This is a genomic window from Pseudomonas sp. R1-43-08 (assembly GCF_003852255.1).
Taxonomy (GTDB): domain Bacteria; phylum Pseudomonadota; class Gammaproteobacteria; order Pseudomonadales; family Pseudomonadaceae; genus Aquipseudomonas.
The window spans coordinates 1,899,204-1,914,982 of record NZ_CP027734.1; the positions used below are offsets into that span (position 1 = coordinate 1,899,204).

Consider the following 15,779-nt stretch of genomic DNA (forward strand, 5'->3'; position numbering starts at 1 on the left):
CACCGTCATGTGCGGCGCAGGCAGGAGCGAGCAAGCTCGCCCCCGCACTCGGAAGGCCGGCCCGTGACGGGGCCAGCGGCACTCAATCGTAAATGGCTTTCTTTTTCCACTCGGCATCGGCGTCGACGACTTTCAGGCCTTCGGTCAGTTCGTTGACTTCGTCTTCGGCCGGCGCGCTGTTGGTCAACACCGTGGAGTTGGCGCGGGCCAACTGTGATTCCAGCAATTGCAGCTGTGCGCTGTACAGCACGGGCTCGGGTTGTTTGCGCAGGTACTGCACGCCACGTTCGAACGCCAGGCGCGCCTGGCCCGGCTGACCTTGCTGCAGGGCATGCTGGCCCAGGTTGTTGAAGAACTCGATGTGCAGCAGCACCAGGATATGGCGGATTTCCTTGATCCAGTGCTTGGCCTCGTTGGTCGGCAGAAAGCCGTCCTGGGCTGCACGGGTGACCTGGCCATGCAGTGCTTCGAGCAGGAAGCGCACATCCTTGGCCTTGGCTTCGGTCTGGATCGGCGCGGGCGGGTTAGACACCGGAATCGATTCGCCCTGGGCGATCATTGCATTCAGCTCGGCGATCCGCGCCTTGAGCGCGGCGCTGGACTTGTTGAGGTTCAGCAGGCGTTGGTTGACGTTGAGTTCCAGGCGGGTCAGCAACAGCTTGAGCGCCGGCGTCATCAACTGGCCGGGAAAGGTCTCGGTGATTTCACCACAGCGACGCAGCCGATCATTGAGCTCGATCTCGGTACGCTTCTTTTCCAGCTTATTGTTTTCCACCACATGGTTCATGTAGCCAATGGCGATCAGTATTACGATCCCGGCTATTACCAGCAGGGTGATCATGAGTGGTGTCACCGGTGTGACCTCTTTATAGGGTTTGCTGTGGAGTGTAGTGACTGCGCTAACCGGCGGATAGGACTGTTCGACCAGTTGCCCAGGTAGTTTCTTCTATATAGGTAAAGTGATCCTGCATGGATGCACATTGCCATCATTTGCCTGTGGCAACTATAGCGCCTTGTGGCGCGTCAGAATATAGGCGCCAGGGCTTGGGCGCAGCAGAATGCCCGCGCAGGCCGCTCAACGGGGCGAAGTCATTGATTTAAATAAATTTATCCTTGGGGGTTGACGACCTTTCAATCCATCCATAGAATGCGCGCCACTTACAGCGTAAAGCACACAGCGAAACGCGGTAGGGAGTGAATGTTGTACGTGTGTCCCCTTCGTCTAGTGGCCTAGGACACCGCCCTTTCACGGCGGTAACAGGGGTTCGAGTCCCCTAGGGGACGCCATATGCGGGAATAGCTCAGTTGGTAGAGCACGACCTTGCCAAGGTCGGGGTCGCGAGTTCGAGTCTCGTTTCCCGCTCCAATTTACAAGCAGTGTGGCCCTCGGGCGGCATTGAGTGAAACCAGGACCACGTCTTCGGACGAGGCCTCTGGGCACTGAAATACACACCATGTGTTTCAGTAGCGTGTCCCCTTCGTCTAGTGGCCTAGGACACCGCCCTTTCACGGCGGTAACAGGGGTTCGAGTCCCCTAGGGGACGCCATTTGCGGGAATAGCTCAGTTGGTAGAGCACGACCTTGCCAAGGTCGGGGTCGCGAGTTCGAGTCTCGTTTCCCGCTCCAATTCAAAGAAAAAGCCACTCAAACGAGTGGCTTTTTTTTGTCTGCGAAAAACAGCGCTCACCCCTTTGAAGTCATTGACGCTGAAGGCTGTTGGCCGGCTGAGCCAACCGCAACGCATTTTCCGGCTGGCCCAGCGGCGAGAACTGCTGGCCGCTGCGCACCACTAGTCCGTGGTCCCGAGAGCAAGCAACTGGCCGACCTGGAGATTGCACTGAGTGAAATGGCCTGGGTGCTGGAGATCCAGCTGTGCCATCCACTCAGCGGTCGGTAGGGTCTTTGAAGATATGCTGATGGTGCTAGCCTTGGGCAAGCCCCCTCCCACAGTGGAGAATCAGAGTTTAGGCAACTGACCGACACGCCCCATCATTTCCGTAACGATCTGCAGGTCCAGCAGGAACTGCTCGACGGTCTTGAACTCACCGTCGGTGTGCCCGGTGTATTTCTCTTCCGGGCGAGCCAGGCCGAATTGCACGCCGTTGGGCAGGTCGTGCACGGAGGTGGCGCCGGCGGATGTGCCGAACTTGTGTTGCATGCCCAGGTTTTCAGTGGCCACTGCCAGCAACGCTTTTACCCATTCCCCCTCGGGGTTGCGGTACATCGGTTTATCCAGCGAATAGGTGAAGTTCACGTTGACCTTGGCGTGCGCGTTCCAGGCGTTCAGTTTCTGCTCGAGCTGTGCCTTGAGTGCCTCCGGGGTTTTACCCTTCGGCGCGCGCAGGTTCACCGCCAGCTTGAAGGCGTTGTCATCCAGGCCGACAAAGGTCGGCGAGGTGGTCAGCGGCCCCATGAAGTCATCGGCAAAGCCCACGCCCAATTTGCCGCCCAGGTAATCCAGGCCCCAGTTGTCCGCCGCATACTTCGCAGCATCGGTGATGTGGTTGTGCTTGAGGGCAATCTTTCCATCGAGGCTGTGGATCAACTCCAGCATACGTGCCACCGGGTTGACCCCGGATTCGGGCTCGGAAGAGTGGGCCGACACGCCGGTGACGGTGAGTTTGACGTTCTTGCCGTCGACCTTGGCGGTCACCTGGAAATTGCCGCCATTGCGCTTGGCATAGTCATCCCCGGCCTGTTGCAAGTTGGCCGCTAATTCAGCGGGGTTATCGCTGACCAATGTGGCGACCGATACCGATGGAATCTGGTTAGTGGCCTTGCCGCCGGTCATTGCGATGATCTCCGCGCCCGTGCCTTCACCCTTGCGCACCGGGAAGGTGGCCATGACGGTGCCCGAGCCTTTCTCGGCAATCACCACCGGGTAACCGCCATCCAGCGCGAGGTTGTATTGCGGCACGGGGTTGCGTTCAAAGTAGTAAGGAATAGCGTCACCGGACGTTTCTTCAGTGGTGTCCACCAGCAGCTTGAACGTACGCGCCAGCGGCAGCTTTTCTTCCTTGATCACTTTCATGGCGTACATCGCCACGACGATCGCGTTCTTGTCATCCTCGGTGCCACGGCCATACATGCGGTCGCCGATCAGCGTGACCTTGAACGGGTCGAGCTTGGTGCCATCCTGCAGCACCCAGTTTTCCGGCGTCACCGGTACCACATCGGCGTGGGCATGCACGCCGACCACTTCTTTACTGCTGCCTTCCAGGGAAATTTCATACACGCGGTTATCGACGTTACGGAAGTTCAGGTTGAAAGACTTGGCCAGGGCCTGGATTTTGTCGGCGATCTTGAGGAATTCCGGGTTTTTATACTGCGGTAGCCCATCTACGTTGAACGTCGGGATTTCCACCAGCTCGCGCAGGGTCTCGAGCGCGGCTTTGCCGTACTTCACGCGGGTGTAAATGCCCAGCAGGCGGTTGATCTCGTTCTGCTGGTCGGCGCTCAGGGTTTTGTTATCGAGAAAGGCGCTGATGGCCGGGGCGACGTCACCGCTCTTGCCCAGGTCGCCTTTGGCCAGGGCGCCGAGGAAACTGCGGAAATCGCTGACCGATGTGTCGCTGAAACTCTTCAGAATCGCGGTGTTCTGTTCAGGCGTGATGTTGGCAAGCGCAGCTGGGGTGACGGCTGCAAGGCTGGCAGCGAACAGGGTGGCGGCCGCGAGTTTTTTCAGTGGAAAGTGCATGGTTAGAGGCATTCCTTTGCAGGGAGTGGGTAGGGGTGTTTCTGACCGATAAGGCAGAAACATTTTCACACACTACCATTACCCAGATGCCCCAGGTCAATGCTGGCCAGGATGAGGCGCGGGGTACTCATCCGTCACGTTCAAGGCTCTAGCGTAGGGGCCATCCCGCTGGTGCCTACCCACGCCGGGCGGGTTGTAGCGTTGCGGGCTGGCCAGCAGGTAGACCGGATAGCAGACTGTTATTGCGGCTCAAAAAACGCAGCATACGATTTTTACCCATCCTTCAGGCTCAGTCACATGCATCCGCAAGAGTAAAAAAGCCGGTTGACCAGACAATTGCTCTCGCTCTTTGCATCCAGATAGCGACCACCGAACTCCGTCCAAACTTTTGCTGCTGCCGAAGATTGATCCAGTAAAATTAAAGTGGAGTGGGGGCCAGCCTTTAATCAGCGCCAACCTATCTCGGATTTTTTAGATTGAATATCTATAATTTAGCGGGTGCGGAGGCGGTAGCTCTTATAAAGAGCGGGAAGGACGGATAGCAAACCGCCTGGTGTGGAAAAGTGTCATAAATAAAATTGCTTTGAATTCAATAGGGGAAAAAACCAATCAGTGGTTTGAAAAAAATCAATGCGCGAAAACATGAAATTTTATTCATGTTGGTGGCCGGCGATACCCGAGCCGCGATGCTTGATATTGCTCCGATCAACCAAGTACATTTCACTTAAGTTCCAGCATCAATGGTCGCCAACAGGAAGTTACTCTATGCTCATTGCTAAAGCTGAAGTGTTCTTGACAGAAGTGCCATATAAAAATCCTTATCAAACCGCAACCAATATAACCGCCAAAGGCCGGCATGTAGTGTTAAAGCTTACGACAGACACAGGACTCATTGGGTGGGGAGAATCGGGGATTATATCGAGAGGGTATGCTGCCCAAGGGGATACTCCCGAAACAATGCTTGCAGTATTGGAAGCCTATTTGTGCTCTGCAATAATTGGTAAAAATCCATGTCTGTTTGAAGTGATAATGAGTGATCTGGATCTGTTAATTAAGGGGCATCTGTTTGCCAAGTGTGCGATAGATCATGCGCTTCTCGATCTTGCGGGAAAAGTATATGGCGTTCCGGTTGTAACTTATTAGGAGGAGCGTATGCACTTAGCTACAAGGTAAGCCGCAGCTTACCGTTTGCTTGCGCTAAAGTGGTCACTGAGCGTGCGCTTGAGTTACAGGGGCTTGGCTATGAGCGACTGACACTCAAGGGGTCCGGAGTATTGAAAGATGATTATGCCTGTTTTAAATCTGTCAGGCAGGCTTTAGGAGATAATTTTGAATTGGAAGTGGATCCCAACTGTGCCTACTAATTTGCACTTCAACTCGATAGCTTGCAGCGGCAAAGCCTCAAATATTCTTAAGCTCAGCAACTTCGTTTCGAAAGAGCTGGGCGACGCCTTTGATCGACGGCGCCCGATCATTGGCGAGTACAGCTTCGTACATACCGCAAAGCTTCATGTGACCGCCAATTCCCGAAGCAGAAATTGCTATCACTGGATAGACCCTGCTTACTTGAGCGAGTAAACGGCGCCTTGAATCTTATGCGAGCATCTCAACATGATGAGTCATGAGTGGTTGACAGGCGTCGGTCTGGTTTTCCTCGGAATAATAACGGGATTCGTCGGGACCAATACCGGTGGGAGTGTGTTTTTAACCGTTCCGGTGATGATCTGGCTGGGAATTCCGCCTCAGTCGTCGATCGCCACAGCGCGCTTGGCCTCGGTAGGCACTATGGTTGCAGGACTGCGACACTTTCATAATCAGGGAAAGGTCGATTATGCACTGGCCTTTCCAGCTGCGGCACTGGGGTTGGTTGGGGCTCTGGGAGGAGCGAGCGTTCTTCTTCAAATAGATCCTGCGCTGTTGCACAAAGTAATTGGCGGGCTGACATTGCTGCTCGTCGCGTTGTCCCTTATAAAAAAACCTCGTAGCGGCGAAACACCTCCCTCAGCAATCAGGCGTCTGTTTGGTTATATCCTCTTTATCCCAGTAGGCATGATCGGCGGGTTATTCGGTGGACAAGCTAAACTTTCGACGTATTTATTCATTATCTTTTTTAGGAAAACCATCAGCGAATCGGTGGGGACCCGCAAAGTCGGCGGGTTAGTACTCTCCGTGGGTTCACTAATCATTTTCGGCGTCAGCGGCATCATTAACTGGCAGTACGGATGTTGTCTGGTTATTGGCACGTTATTGGGTGCAAATGCCGGCGCGAAGTTTGCGATAAAGAAGGGCGACCAGTGGATGGAGTCAGTTTTCAATATAGTCGTGGTTATGTTGGCATTGAGGATGCTGTTCTGGTGAGCGGAAATCACGCAGCCCATCCAGACCTGAAATAGCCATGTCCTGCCTTTCCTAGATTCGACGGTTTCCAGGTAATATCCTATTGACGCTTTGCTTTCCACAGCCTGAGCTCGTGCACCGGCTTTTGGCAGGTTGAAGCGGCTCGCTTCGCTTCGTGGTTAACGTAGGCTGCTACAGAGTTGTGTAGATACTTATGGCCATCGGGGGCAAGCCTCCTCCACATTTTGAGCTCGACATGTCAGTTGATTTCGTAGCGCACCGACAATGCGCCTTTCTTCTCCGAAACGGCCAGGATCGTCACTTGGCCCACTTCCCCCAACGCCTGGACATGGGTGCCGCCACAGGCGTAGGCCGGCAGTTCGCCGAAGCCGACTTCGCGTGTGCCTTCATCCAACCACATCTGCCGTGAGTAGTCAGCGGCGATCCACTGATTGACTTGCTGTTGGAGCGCCTCGGCGTCCATGGTTTGTGCGGTTTCGCCACGGATAAAGGTGATCTTGCCTTCCCCCGGCCAATGGTGAGCCTTGATCGGCATCCAGCCCAGGCGTTCGCCGGCATTGCCAATCAAATGCCCCGCTGAATGAAGGCGGCTGTGCAGCGCGCGGCGTTGTGCATCGACCCTCGCAGCGATCGGGCCGGGTTCCACAGGTTGATTGACGTAGTGCACCACATGCTCGGCTTCCTGCATGACGCGCAGCACCTGGCTGTCGCCGAGCCACCCGGTGTCGAATGGTTGGCCGCCGCCCTGAGGATGGAAAATCGTCGACTGCACAACAACGGAAAATTGCTCAGCGTGCGGGGTGCAACTGAGCACTTCCAATTCGGCAGTCAGGTGATCGTGGGTGAAAAACAGGCGCTGGGTCATGGTCGTCTACATCCGCATTCAGGTTCTGCGGGCAGTATAAATACTGCGCTGATAGGTGATAATCCATGCAAACATCAATGGACCTGTGCGTCATGAGCATCAATCTTCCTTTGCCGCTGCTGGGTGAAATGGCGATTTTCGTCAAAGTGGTGGAAACCGGCAGCTTCTCCGAGGCGGCGCGGCAGCTGAGCGTTTCACCTTCGGCGGTGAGCCGTAGCATTTCGCGCCTGGAACAGGCCTTGGCAACCCGGTTGTTGCAGCGCACCACGCGCAAGCTGCGCCTTAGCGAGGGCGGCGAAGAGGTGTTCAAGCGGTGCCAGGAGATGGTCAACGCGGCGCGCTCGGTGATGGAAATCAGCGGGCAATTTACCCATGAAGCCGAAGGCCTGGTGCGAGTCAGCGTGCCCAAGGCGGTGGGGCGGTTTGTGGTGCATCCGCATATGCCGGAATTTCTGCGGCGCTATCCCAAGGTGGATGTGCAACTGATCCTTGAGGATCGGCATGTGGATTTGATCGACGACAATGTCGACTTGAGCATCCGCATCACCGACAGCCCGCCACCCGGTCTGATCGGGAGGCAGCTATTGCCGATTGAACATTTGCTGTGTGCAACGCCGCAGTATCTGGCCCAGCATGGCACGCCGAGTCATCCCCATGATCTGCTGGAGCACAGCTGCATCTACCTGGGTGAAACCCCAGGGGACTCACGCTGGAAGTTCCGCCAGGCCGGCAAGGCGGTGACGGTCGGTGTACGCGGGCGATATGCGGCGAACCACACGGGCGTGCGGCTGGACGCGGTGTTGCAGCATGTGGGGATTGGCAGCTTGCCGTATTTCACGGCGCGACATGCCTTGGAGGCGGGGCAGTTGGTGCAGGTATTGCCGGGGTGGGATTTTATTGCGTCGTATCATGGTGAAGCGTGGTTGCTGCACTCACCGACGCGATACTTGCCGCCGAAGTTGCGGGTGTTTATTGATTATCTGGTGGAGTGCATGGCGAAGGAGCCGACACTGCGCCGCCGTTAAAAATGTGGGAGGGGCTTGCTTGCCCCCGATGGCGGTGGATCAGTGACAGGTAAGCTGACTGACACCCTGCTATCGGGGACAAGTCGAATCGTCGCACCGCCCCTCCCACATTTGGATTGGGTGTTCTGCAAGTCAGTGCTTGCTCTGGTCGTCCGGCATGGACAGCAGCTGCTTTTCCTGGTTCCAGTCGAACGGTTCGTCGTTCAGCTCGGCTTCATGGCGACGCTCTTCCAGGGCCTGGTACAGGTCCAGTTCTTCGTCGGGCATGAAGTGCAGGCAATCGCCGCCAAAGAACCACAGCAGGTCGCGCGGTACCAGGTGGGCGATTTGCGGATAGCGCAGGATGACCTGGCTCATCATGTCCTGGCCAAGGTATTGGCTTTCGATCGGATCGATCGGCAGCAGGGCGCGCAGTTCGTCGAAACGTTCCAGAAACAACAAATGGCTTTCCTCGGGTACCTGTTCGGCTTCGCCGACGGCAACCAGGATGCTACGCAGGTGGTCGAGCAAGACGAGATGATCGGCAACGACGTTGGACACGAGATAAGTCCTCTAAAGCAAAAACGGGCGCGAGAGTATAGGCCTCTCGCGCCCGTTTTTATATGACCGCTGGTATCAGCGGACTTTACCCTCAGCCTGCAGCAGCTCTTCCTTGCTGAAATCATCCACATCGATCACCTTGCGGCGAGCCGCTTCGGCGTCACGCAGGGTTTGCGCTTCGGCGGGTTGCAGCACGCCAGCGTGCAGCGCGGCGTCGATGGCATGCTCGCCGGCAGTCGGTTTGACTTGCCCGCTCTTGAGCGCGGCGTGCAGTTTTTTCTGCAACGGATGGCTGGCACCGAGCAGGTCATAGGCATGTTGCAGTGCGCCCACCGGGTCTTGCGCCGACTGTGGGCGATAGCAGCCAGCCAGCAGCTCTTCCAGGGTCGGGTCGCCCTTGGCACGGCCGATCACCGCGGCAACCTCGGCATCCAGGGCATCGGACGGCCCGGTATGGCGACGTCCGAACGGGAACACGATCACCCGCAGCAGGCAGCCGAGGATTTTATTCGGGAAGTTGCTCAGCAATTCATCCAGTGCACGCTCGGACCGGCCAAGGCTTTCTTCCATGGCCCAAGCGAACAGCGGTTCCAGGTGGTCCGGCGAATCCAGGTCGTGGTAGCGCTTGAGCGCCGCCGACGCCAGGTACATGTGGCTCAGCACATCACCCAGGCGCGCCGACAGCCGTTCACGGCGTTTCAATTCGCCGCCCAGCAGCATCATGCTCAGGTCTGCGAGCAGGGCGAACGCGGCGGCCTGACGGTTGAGTGCGCGGAAATAACCCTGGCTCAAACGGTTGCCCGGGGCTTTCTCGAAGTGACCGATGCCCAGATTCAGCACCAAGGTACTGGCGGCGTTGCTCACGGCAAATCCGATGTGTTGCATCAACAGCCCATCGAACTCCTTCAATGCCTGGTCATGGTCTTCACGACCGGCCAGGGCCATTTCCTTGAGCACGAAGGGATGGCAGCGAATCGCACCCTGGCCGAAGATCATCAGGTTGCGCGAAAGGATATTCGCGCCTTCCACGGTGATGAAAATCGGCGCCCCTTGCCAGCTACGGCCCAGGTAGTTGTTCGGGCCCATGATGATGCCCTTGCCGCCATGCACGTCCATCGCGTGGCTGATGCACTCGCGGCCGCGTTCGGTGAGGTGGTACTTAAGGATCGCCGACAGCACCGAGGGCTTCTCGCCCATGTCCACGGCATTGGCGGTGAGCATGCGGGCGCTGTCCATCAGCCAGGCGTTGCCGCCGATGCGCGCCAGGGCTTCCTGAATACCTTCGAAGGCCGACAGCGGTACGTTGAACTGTTCACGCACTTGCGCGTATTGGCCGGTCACCAGGCTGGTGAACTTGGCGGCGCCGGTACCCACCGCAGGCAGGGAGATGGAGCGGCCCACGGACAGGCAGTTCATCAGCATCATCCAGCCCTTGCCGAGCATCTCCTGGCCGCCGATGAGGAATTCGAGCGGAATGAAGACGTCTTTGCCCGAGTTGGGGCCATTCATGAACGCGGCGCCCAGGGGCAGGTGGCGGCGGCCGATTTCGACGCCGGGGGTGTCGGTAGGAATCAGCGCGAGACTGATGCCCAGGTCTTCTTCCTCGCCCAGCAGATGGTCCGGGTCATGGGCCTTGAACGCCAGGCCGAGCAAGGTCGCGACCGGGCCGAGGGTGATGTAGCGCTTTTCCCAGTTCAGGCGCAGGCCGAGGGTTTCCTTGCCTTCCCACTCGCCTTTGCAGATGACGCCGGTGTCGGGCATGGCACCGGCATCGGAGCCGGCCAGCGGGCCGGTCAGGGCAAAACACGGAATATCGTCGCCACGCGCCAGGCGCGGCAGGTAATGGTTGCGTTGCTCGTCGGTGCCGTAGTGCAACAGCAATTCGGCAGGGCCCAGGGAGTTGGGCACCATGACGGTGGAAGCCAGGTCGCCGCTGCGGGTGGCCAGTTTCATCGCGACCTGGGAGTGGGCATAGGCTGAGAAGCCCTTGCCGCCGTATTCCTTGGGGATGATCAGGGCGAAGAAACCATGGGTCTTGATGTGCTCCCAGGCAGCGGGGGGCAGGTCCATGGCCTGGCCGATTTCCCAATCACTGACCATGGCGCAGAGTTCTTCGGTGGGGCCGTCGATGAAGGCCTGTTCTTCCTCGGTCAATTGCACCTTGGGGTAGGCCAGCAATTTGTCCCAGTCAGGGCGCCCGCTGAACAGTTCTCCGTCCCACCACACGGTGCCCGCGTCGATGGCATCGCGCTCGGTTTCGGACATCGGCGGCAGGACTTTCTGGAACCAGCTGAACAACGGCTTGGTAAAGTATTGGCGGCGCAGGTCGGGCAGCAGCAGGGGCACGGCCACGATGGCGATCAGCACCCAGAAAATCAGCAGCAGCCAACCCGGTGCATGGCTCCAGGCGCCCATGGCCAACAGGTAAACGGCGACCACACCCAGGGCGGGCAGGGGCGCGGTGCGGCGGTGTGCCAGGTAGGCAATGCCGACCACCAGAACCAGTATCCACAACAACAGCATATTCAATCCTCCGTGAAACCAGGGGCGAAACCACCAGGGAGCTTAGACGGCGTCCGGCCAAGCGGGGTGATCAGGGTGTTACAAGTTGTACTGGGGATACCTGAGTCCCAGCCGCTTCATCGATAGTGACCACCCTGCCGGGGTGGAGTTCGCCGGGAAACATCGCGGAACCCGCGCGGATTTATATGACCAGGCAGTCAATCTCGACGGCGCCGTGCATGAGACGGTGCGCTGCACCCCCTGCACCTTGAACACCCAGGCTTGCCGGGCGACGGGCAGACTGATTCAAGGCGCGTGTGAACCGGCGTATGCTGCAACGTTCATCAAGCCATGTTCACCAACGATAAGGCGCGGTCATGCTGAAAATCTGGGGTCGTAAAAACTCATCAAATGTCAGGAAGGCACTCTGGTGCGCCGAGGAACTCGGTCTGGACTATGAGGCGATTGATGCGGGCGGCGCTTTTGGTGTGGTCGACACGCCGCAATACCGAGCCTTGAACCCCAATGGCCGGGTGCCGATGATCGAAGACGGCGACTTCGTACTGTGGGAATCCAACACCATCGTGCGTTACTTGTGCGCCAAGCACGCGTCGGACTTTTACCCAAGTGATTTGCAAATTCGGGCCAGCGCCGAAAAGTGGATGGACTGGACCACGTCCACGCTCGCCGATCCCTTCAAGGCCGTGTTCTGGGGCATCGTGCGCACACCGCCGGAAAAACAAAACTGGGACAGCATCAATGCCGGGCGCCAAGCCTGCATCGATGCACTCAAAACGGTCGACCAGGCTCTTGCCGAGCAACCCTACCTTTCCGGCAAAGCCTTCGGCATCGGTGATATTCCCCTGGGCTGCTTCATTTATGCCTGGTTCGAGATGCCCATCGAACGCCCGGAAATGCCCAATCTGGAGGCGTGGTACCAGCGCCTGAAGCAACGTCCGGCCTACCGCAAGGCAGTGATGACCGCGTTGACCTGATACACACTATTAACAAGGGTGACTGTACTTGTGCGGCGCGGGCACGCACCATGCTGGAACACATCGCAGGTTGAACTACCTGCGCTGTGCCCTCATCTATTGTTTCTATTCTTTTCCTTGGTGCGTAATCCGATATGAGTTCCGCTCTGTCCATCCGGCAGCTAACCAAAACCTACGGCAACGGTTTCCAGGCCCTGAGTGGTATCGATCTGGACGTCGCCGAAGGTGATTTCTTCGCCTTGCTCGGCCCCAACGGTGCCGGCAAATCCACCACCATCGGTATCCTCTCGACCCTAGTCAACAAGACCAGCGGCACGGTGAATATCTTTGGCCATGACCTGGACAAATCCCCGGCGGCGCTCAAGCGTTCCATCGGCGTGGTGCCTCAGGAATTCAACTTCAACCAGTTCGAAAAGACCTTCGACATTGTCGTGACCCAGGCCGGTTACTACGGCATCCCGCCGAAAATCGCCAAGGAACGCGCCGAGCAGTACCTGACCCAACTGGGCCTGTGGGACAAGCGCGATGTGCCTTCGCGCTCGTTGTCTGGCGGCATGAAGCGGCGCCTGATGATTGCCCGCGCACTGGTGCATGAACCGCGCCTGCTGATCCTCGACGAGCCCACCGCTGGCGTGGACATCGAGTTGCGTCGTTCGATGTGGACCTTTCTCACCGAACTGAACGAGAAGGGCATCACCATCATCCTCACGACCCACTATCTGGAAGAGGCCGAGCAGCTGTGCCGCAACATCGGCATCATCGACCACGGCACCATTGTCGAGAACACCAGCATGCGTAACTTGCTGGGCCAGCTCCATGTGGAAACCTTCCTGCTCGACCTGAAAAACAACCTGTCGGCACCGCCGCAATTGTTGGGCTACCCGAGCCGCCTGGTGGACAGCCACACGCTGGAAGTGCAGGTCGACAAAGCCATGGGCATTACGGCGCTGTTCAGCCAACTGGCGGCCCAGAACATCGAAGTGTTGAGCCTGCGTAACAAAACCAATCGCCTTGAGGAGTTGTTCGTGTCCCTGGTGGAGAAAAATCTGGCGAAGGTGGCGGTATGAGTTCCGAACTGCAACCCAACCTCGTCGCGCTGCAGACCATCGTCTACCGCGAAGTGAAGCGCTTTACCCGGATCTGGCCGCAGACCCTGCTGCCGCCGGCGATCACCATGGTCCTGTACTTCGTGATTTTCGGTAACCTGATCGGCCGGCAGATCGGTGACATGGGTGGCTTCACCTATATGGAGTACATCGTGCCGGGCCTGATCATGATGTCGGTGATCACTAACTCCTACGGCAACGTGGTGTCGAGTTTCTTTGGCAGCAAGTTTCAGCGCTCCATCGAAGAGCTGATGGTGTCACCGGTGTCGCCGCACACCATCCTCATCGGCTACACCTTGGGCGGCGTGCTGCGCGGCTTGATGGTGGGTGTGATCGTGACCCTGCTGTCGTTGTTCTTCACCCACCTGCAAGTGCATCACCTGGGGGTCACCATTCTGGTCGTGGTGCTCACGGCGACGATCTTCTCGCTGCTGGGGTTTATCAACGCAGTGTTCGCGCGCAATTTCGATGATATCTCGATCATTCCGACGTTCGTGCTGACGCCGCTGACCTACCTGGGCGGGGTGTTCTACTCCATCACGCTGCTGCCGCCGTTCTGGCAGACCGTGTCCCTGGCCAACCCGGTGCTGCACATGGTCAACGCTTTCCGCTACGGCATCCTGGGCGTGTCGGATATCAAGATCAGCGTGGCGATCACGTTCATGTTGGTGGCCACGGTGGTGTTGTACGTCGGCTGTGCGCGCTTGCTGGTAAGCGGCCGCGGAATGCGTACGTAACCACTGACGATACGCGGTAAGAAAATGTGGGAGGGGGCTTGCTCCCGATAGCGGTCTGTCAGCCAGCCTTGTACTGACTGACCCAACGCTATCGGGGGCAAGCCCCCTCCCACATTTGGTTTTGCATGAGGCTTTAGTTTTTCAAAGCCAAGTCGATCAGCGTATGCAGCTCCTCAACAGCCAGCGGCTGCGTCGAGAACAGAATACGAAACACCGTCGGTGCTGCGAGCAGATTGATCAAACGATCCACGCTGGGGGCTGGCTGGGCCGGATAACGATCAACGATCACCTGCACCTGCCCGCTCAGAATGCTCACGCAATACCCCGGCGTCACGCTGCACTGCACGTCGCGCATCATGTGGCGCCCAGGCTCCGAACTCATTTCATCCAGATACTGTTCAGCCCAAGCTTGCAGGTCGCCGCGCAGGCTGCCGGTAATGGCCGGCTCGCTGTCCGGGCGCATGCGCGCCAGGGCCACGTCGGCCAGCAGCGCAGAGAGGTCACCCCAGCGCCGGTAAATGGTCGACGGCGTGACGCCCGCGCGTGTCGCAATCATCGGCACGGTGACGCTGGCGCGCTCATGGGTTTCCAGCAGTTCGCGGACGGCCGAATGCACGGATTCTTGTACCCGGGCACTACGGCCCCCCGGGCGAAGGCCTTCTTTGATCGCCATGGGTAAAACCTTAACACAAAGAATTTGCTTTAAGCGCCGACGGGTAGCACACTCCACAAAAGCAAAATATTAGCTTTAGCGGAGCGTGCCTATGCCCAGCAACCTGTCTCAACGGTCCAGCCTGACATTTCTGGTGATCACGGTACTGACCTTTCTCGCCGCCTCCAGCGCGCCGACGCCGTTGTACCAGGTGTATCAGGACAATCTGCATTTCTCGGCAGCGATGCTGACGCTGATCTTCGGCGTGTATGCCGTGTGTCTGCTGGCGGCGCTGCTGACGGTGGGTTCGCTGTCGGATTACATCGGGCGCAAGCCGGTGATTTTCGTCGCGCTGCTCCTGAATATCGTGGCGATGCTGTTGTTTATCAACGCCGACAGTACCGCCTGCCTGATTGCCGCGCGGGGGCTGCAAGGCTTTGCCACGGGGACGGCGACGGCAGTATTGAGTGCGACGCTGCTCGACACCGATCGCCTGCGCGGGCCGATGCTCAATAGCCTCGCGCCGATGCTGGGGATGGCCAGTGGCGGCCTAGGCAGCGGTTTACTGGTGGAATATGCGCCCTGGCCGACCCAGTTGATCTACTTCACCCTGCTCGGATTGATGGTGCTTCAGGCGCTGTATGTCTGGCGCTTGTCGGAAACCGTCAGCCGCATACCGGGAGCCTTGAAATCCCTGGCGCCGACGCTGCATGTGCCGAAGCAGGCGCGCCGGGCCCTGGGCTTGGCGATGCCGTTGAATGTGGCGGTATGGGCGCTGGGTGGTTTCTACTCATCCCTGGCGCCGTCGCTGGTGCGAGCAGCAACGGGTTCGACTTCGCACCTGATCGGCGGCGGACTGGTGGCCGTGATTACCTTGAGTGGCGCAGTGATGATCTACAGCCTGCGCGAACACCCGGCGGATAAGGTCATGCGCCTGTCTGCGATGTTGCTGGCGGCGGGCGTAGCACTGTTGCTGACGGCTGTGCAAAGCGCCAGCCTGTGGTTGTTCTTTGTCGCCAGTGTGGTGGCCGGCCTGGGTTTTGGCGGCGGGTTCATGGGCAGTGTGCGCAGTATCGTGGGGTTGGCATTGCCCCATGAGCGCGCGGGGTTGATGTCGGCGTTCTACGTATTGAGTTACCTGGCGTTCTGCTTGCCGGCGCTGCTGGCCGGTAACCTGAGCCGGGAGTTTGGTTTGATCGCCACCACCGATGCGTACGGCGCACTCCTGATTCTGCTGGCCTTGGGGGCTTTGGCCGGAATGCTCTGGCAGCGCTCGGTATATCTGCATAATAGATAATGTAT

General features: G+C 58.2%; 13 protein-coding genes and 4 tRNA genes. 11 read left to right on the forward strand and 6 right to left on the reverse strand.

Annotated elements, in window-relative coordinates; translation table 11 throughout:
- Positions 1-82: 82 nt before the first annotated feature.
- Complete coding sequence (locus tag C4J87_RS08725) at positions 83-841, reverse strand: hypothetical protein (RefSeq protein WP_124366453.1); 759 nt, start codon at positions 839-841, stop codon at positions 83-85.
- Positions 842-1,211: 370 nt separating this feature from the next.
- Between C4J87_RS08725 and C4J87_RS08730 the strand changes: the two genes are divergently transcribed.
- From C4J87_RS08730 to C4J87_RS08745, 4 genes are all read left to right on the forward strand, one after another.
- Positions 1,212-1,287, forward strand: a tRNA-Glu gene (locus tag C4J87_RS08730).
- Positions 1,288-1,290: 3 nt separating this feature from the next.
- Positions 1,291-1,366, forward strand: a tRNA-Gly gene (locus tag C4J87_RS08735).
- Positions 1,367-1,471: 105 nt separating this feature from the next.
- Positions 1,472-1,547, forward strand: a tRNA-Glu gene (locus C4J87_RS08740).
- Positions 1,548-1,550: 3 nt separating this feature from the next.
- Positions 1,551-1,626, forward strand: a tRNA-Gly gene (locus tag C4J87_RS08745).
- A gap of 331 nt (positions 1,627-1,957) precedes the next feature.
- On the opposite strand, the gene C4J87_RS08750 is transcribed toward C4J87_RS08745, so the two are convergent.
- Positions 1,958-3,697 (reverse strand): dipeptidase, encoded by a 1,740-nt coding sequence (locus tag C4J87_RS08750; RefSeq protein ID WP_124366454.1) that lies wholly within the window; start codon positions 3,695-3,697, stop codon positions 1,958-1,960.
- 765 nt (positions 3,698-4,462) lie between these two features.
- Between C4J87_RS08750 and C4J87_RS08755 the strand changes: the two genes are divergently transcribed.
- On the forward strand, positions 4,463-4,840 hold the full coding sequence (locus tag C4J87_RS08755; RefSeq protein WP_164487651.1) for a hypothetical protein: 378 nt from the start codon (positions 4,463-4,465) through the stop codon (positions 4,838-4,840).
- 468 nt (positions 4,841-5,308) lie between these two features.
- A complete protein-coding gene (locus C4J87_RS08760) occupies positions 5,309-6,055 on the forward strand; it encodes a sulfite exporter TauE/SafE family protein (protein ID WP_124366456.1) in 747 nt (248 codons plus the stop codon).
- Positions 6,056-6,293: 238 nt separating this feature from the next.
- Here the strand turns inward: C4J87_RS08760 and C4J87_RS08770 are convergent, their stop codons facing one another.
- The gene (locus tag C4J87_RS08770; RefSeq protein ID WP_124366457.1) at positions 6,294-6,920 is read right to left on the reverse strand and encodes an alanyl-tRNA editing protein; all 627 of its coding nucleotides are present in this window, start codon (positions 6,918-6,920) and stop codon (positions 6,294-6,296) included.
- Positions 6,921-7,012: 92 nt separating this feature from the next.
- Here C4J87_RS08770 and C4J87_RS08775 point away from each other — a divergent pair, with 92 nt between their 5' ends.
- A complete protein-coding gene (locus C4J87_RS08775) occupies positions 7,013-7,945 on the forward strand; it encodes a LysR family transcriptional regulator (protein ID WP_124368947.1) in 933 nt (310 codons plus the stop codon).
- A 132-nt stretch (positions 7,946-8,077) separates the two neighbouring features.
- Here C4J87_RS08775 and C4J87_RS08780 read toward each other — a convergent pair whose 3' ends face one another.
- Both C4J87_RS08780 and C4J87_RS08785 read right to left on the reverse strand, forming a co-directional pair.
- Positions 8,078-8,485: a PA2817 family protein gene (locus C4J87_RS08780; RefSeq protein WP_124366458.1), complete on the reverse strand. Its 408-nt coding sequence runs from the start codon at positions 8,483-8,485 to the stop codon at positions 8,078-8,080.
- Between the two features lie 75 nt (positions 8,486-8,560).
- Positions 8,561-11,008 carry an acyl-CoA dehydrogenase gene (locus tag C4J87_RS08785; RefSeq protein ID WP_124366459.1) on the reverse strand — a complete coding sequence of 816 codons (2,448 nt, stop codon included), beginning with the start codon at positions 11,006-11,008 and terminating at the stop codon, positions 8,561-8,563.
- Between the two features lie 356 nt (positions 11,009-11,364).
- On the opposite strand from C4J87_RS08785, the gene C4J87_RS08795 reads away from it, so the two are divergent.
- The 3 genes from C4J87_RS08795 (at position 11,365) to C4J87_RS08805 (ending at position 13,825) form a co-directional block, all read left to right on the forward strand.
- A complete protein-coding gene (locus C4J87_RS08795) occupies positions 11,365-11,982 on the forward strand; it encodes a glutathione S-transferase family protein (protein ID WP_124366460.1) in 618 nt (205 codons plus the stop codon).
- Positions 11,983-12,116: 134 nt separating this feature from the next.
- Positions 12,117-13,049 carry an ABC transporter ATP-binding protein gene (locus C4J87_RS08800; protein WP_124366461.1) on the forward strand — a complete coding sequence of 311 codons (933 nt, stop codon included), beginning with the start codon at positions 12,117-12,119 and terminating at the stop codon, positions 13,047-13,049.
- Positions 13,046-13,825, forward strand: a complete 780-nt coding sequence (locus tag C4J87_RS08805) for an ABC transporter permease (protein ID WP_058420148.1) — start codon at positions 13,046-13,048, stop codon at positions 13,823-13,825. Before C4J87_RS08800 ends, C4J87_RS08805 begins: the two co-directional genes overlap by 4 nt.
- A gap of 133 nt (positions 13,826-13,958) precedes the next feature.
- Here the strand turns inward: C4J87_RS08805 and C4J87_RS08810 are convergent, their stop codons facing one another.
- On the reverse strand, positions 13,959-14,498 hold the full coding sequence (locus tag C4J87_RS08810) for a TetR/AcrR family transcriptional regulator (RefSeq protein ID WP_124366462.1): 540 nt from the start codon (positions 14,496-14,498) through the stop codon (positions 13,959-13,961).
- 91 nt (positions 14,499-14,589) lie between these two features.
- Here C4J87_RS08810 and C4J87_RS08815 point away from each other — a divergent pair, with 91 nt between their 5' ends.
- Positions 14,590-15,774, forward strand: coding sequence for an MFS transporter (locus C4J87_RS08815; protein WP_124366463.1), 1,185 nt, complete (start codon positions 14,590-14,592; stop codon positions 15,772-15,774).
- Positions 15,775-15,779: the final 5 nt, after the last annotated feature.

Coding starts and splice junctions, on each gene's coding strand:
- C4J87_RS08750 (WP_124366454.1), bottom strand. CDS start 3,697: ATGCACTTTCCACTGAAAAAACTCGCGGCCGCCACCCTGTTCGCTGCC.
- C4J87_RS08775 (WP_124368947.1), top strand. CDS start 7,013: ATGAGCATCAATCTTCCTTTGCCGCTGCTGGGTGAAATGGCGATTTTC.
- C4J87_RS08760 (WP_124366456.1), top strand. CDS start 5,309: ATGATGAGTCATGAGTGGTTGACAGGCGTCGGTCTGGTTTTCCTCGGA.
- C4J87_RS08815 (WP_124366463.1), top strand. CDS start 14,590: ATGCCCAGCAACCTGTCTCAACGGTCCAGCCTGACATTTCTGGTGATC.
- C4J87_RS08785 (WP_124366459.1), bottom strand. CDS start 11,008: ATGCTGTTGTTGTGGATACTGGTTCTGGTGGTCGGCATTGCCTACCTG.
- C4J87_RS08755 (WP_164487651.1), top strand. CDS start 4,463: ATGCTCATTGCTAAAGCTGAAGTGTTCTTGACAGAAGTGCCATATAAA.
- C4J87_RS08810 (WP_124366462.1), bottom strand. CDS start 14,498: ATGGCGATCAAAGAAGGCCTTCGCCCGGGGGGCCGTAGTGCCCGGGTA.
- C4J87_RS08725 (WP_124366453.1), bottom strand. CDS start 841: ATGATCACCCTGCTGGTAATAGCCGGGATCGTAATACTGATCGCCATT.
- C4J87_RS08770 (WP_124366457.1), bottom strand. CDS start 6,920: ATGACCCAGCGCCTGTTTTTCACCCACGATCACCTGACTGCCGAATTG.
- C4J87_RS08800 (WP_124366461.1), top strand. CDS start 12,117: ATGAGTTCCGCTCTGTCCATCCGGCAGCTAACCAAAACCTACGGCAAC.
- C4J87_RS08805 (WP_058420148.1), top strand. CDS start 13,046: ATGAGTTCCGAACTGCAACCCAACCTCGTCGCGCTGCAGACCATCGTC.
- C4J87_RS08795 (WP_124366460.1), top strand. CDS start 11,365: ATGCTGAAAATCTGGGGTCGTAAAAACTCATCAAATGTCAGGAAGGCA.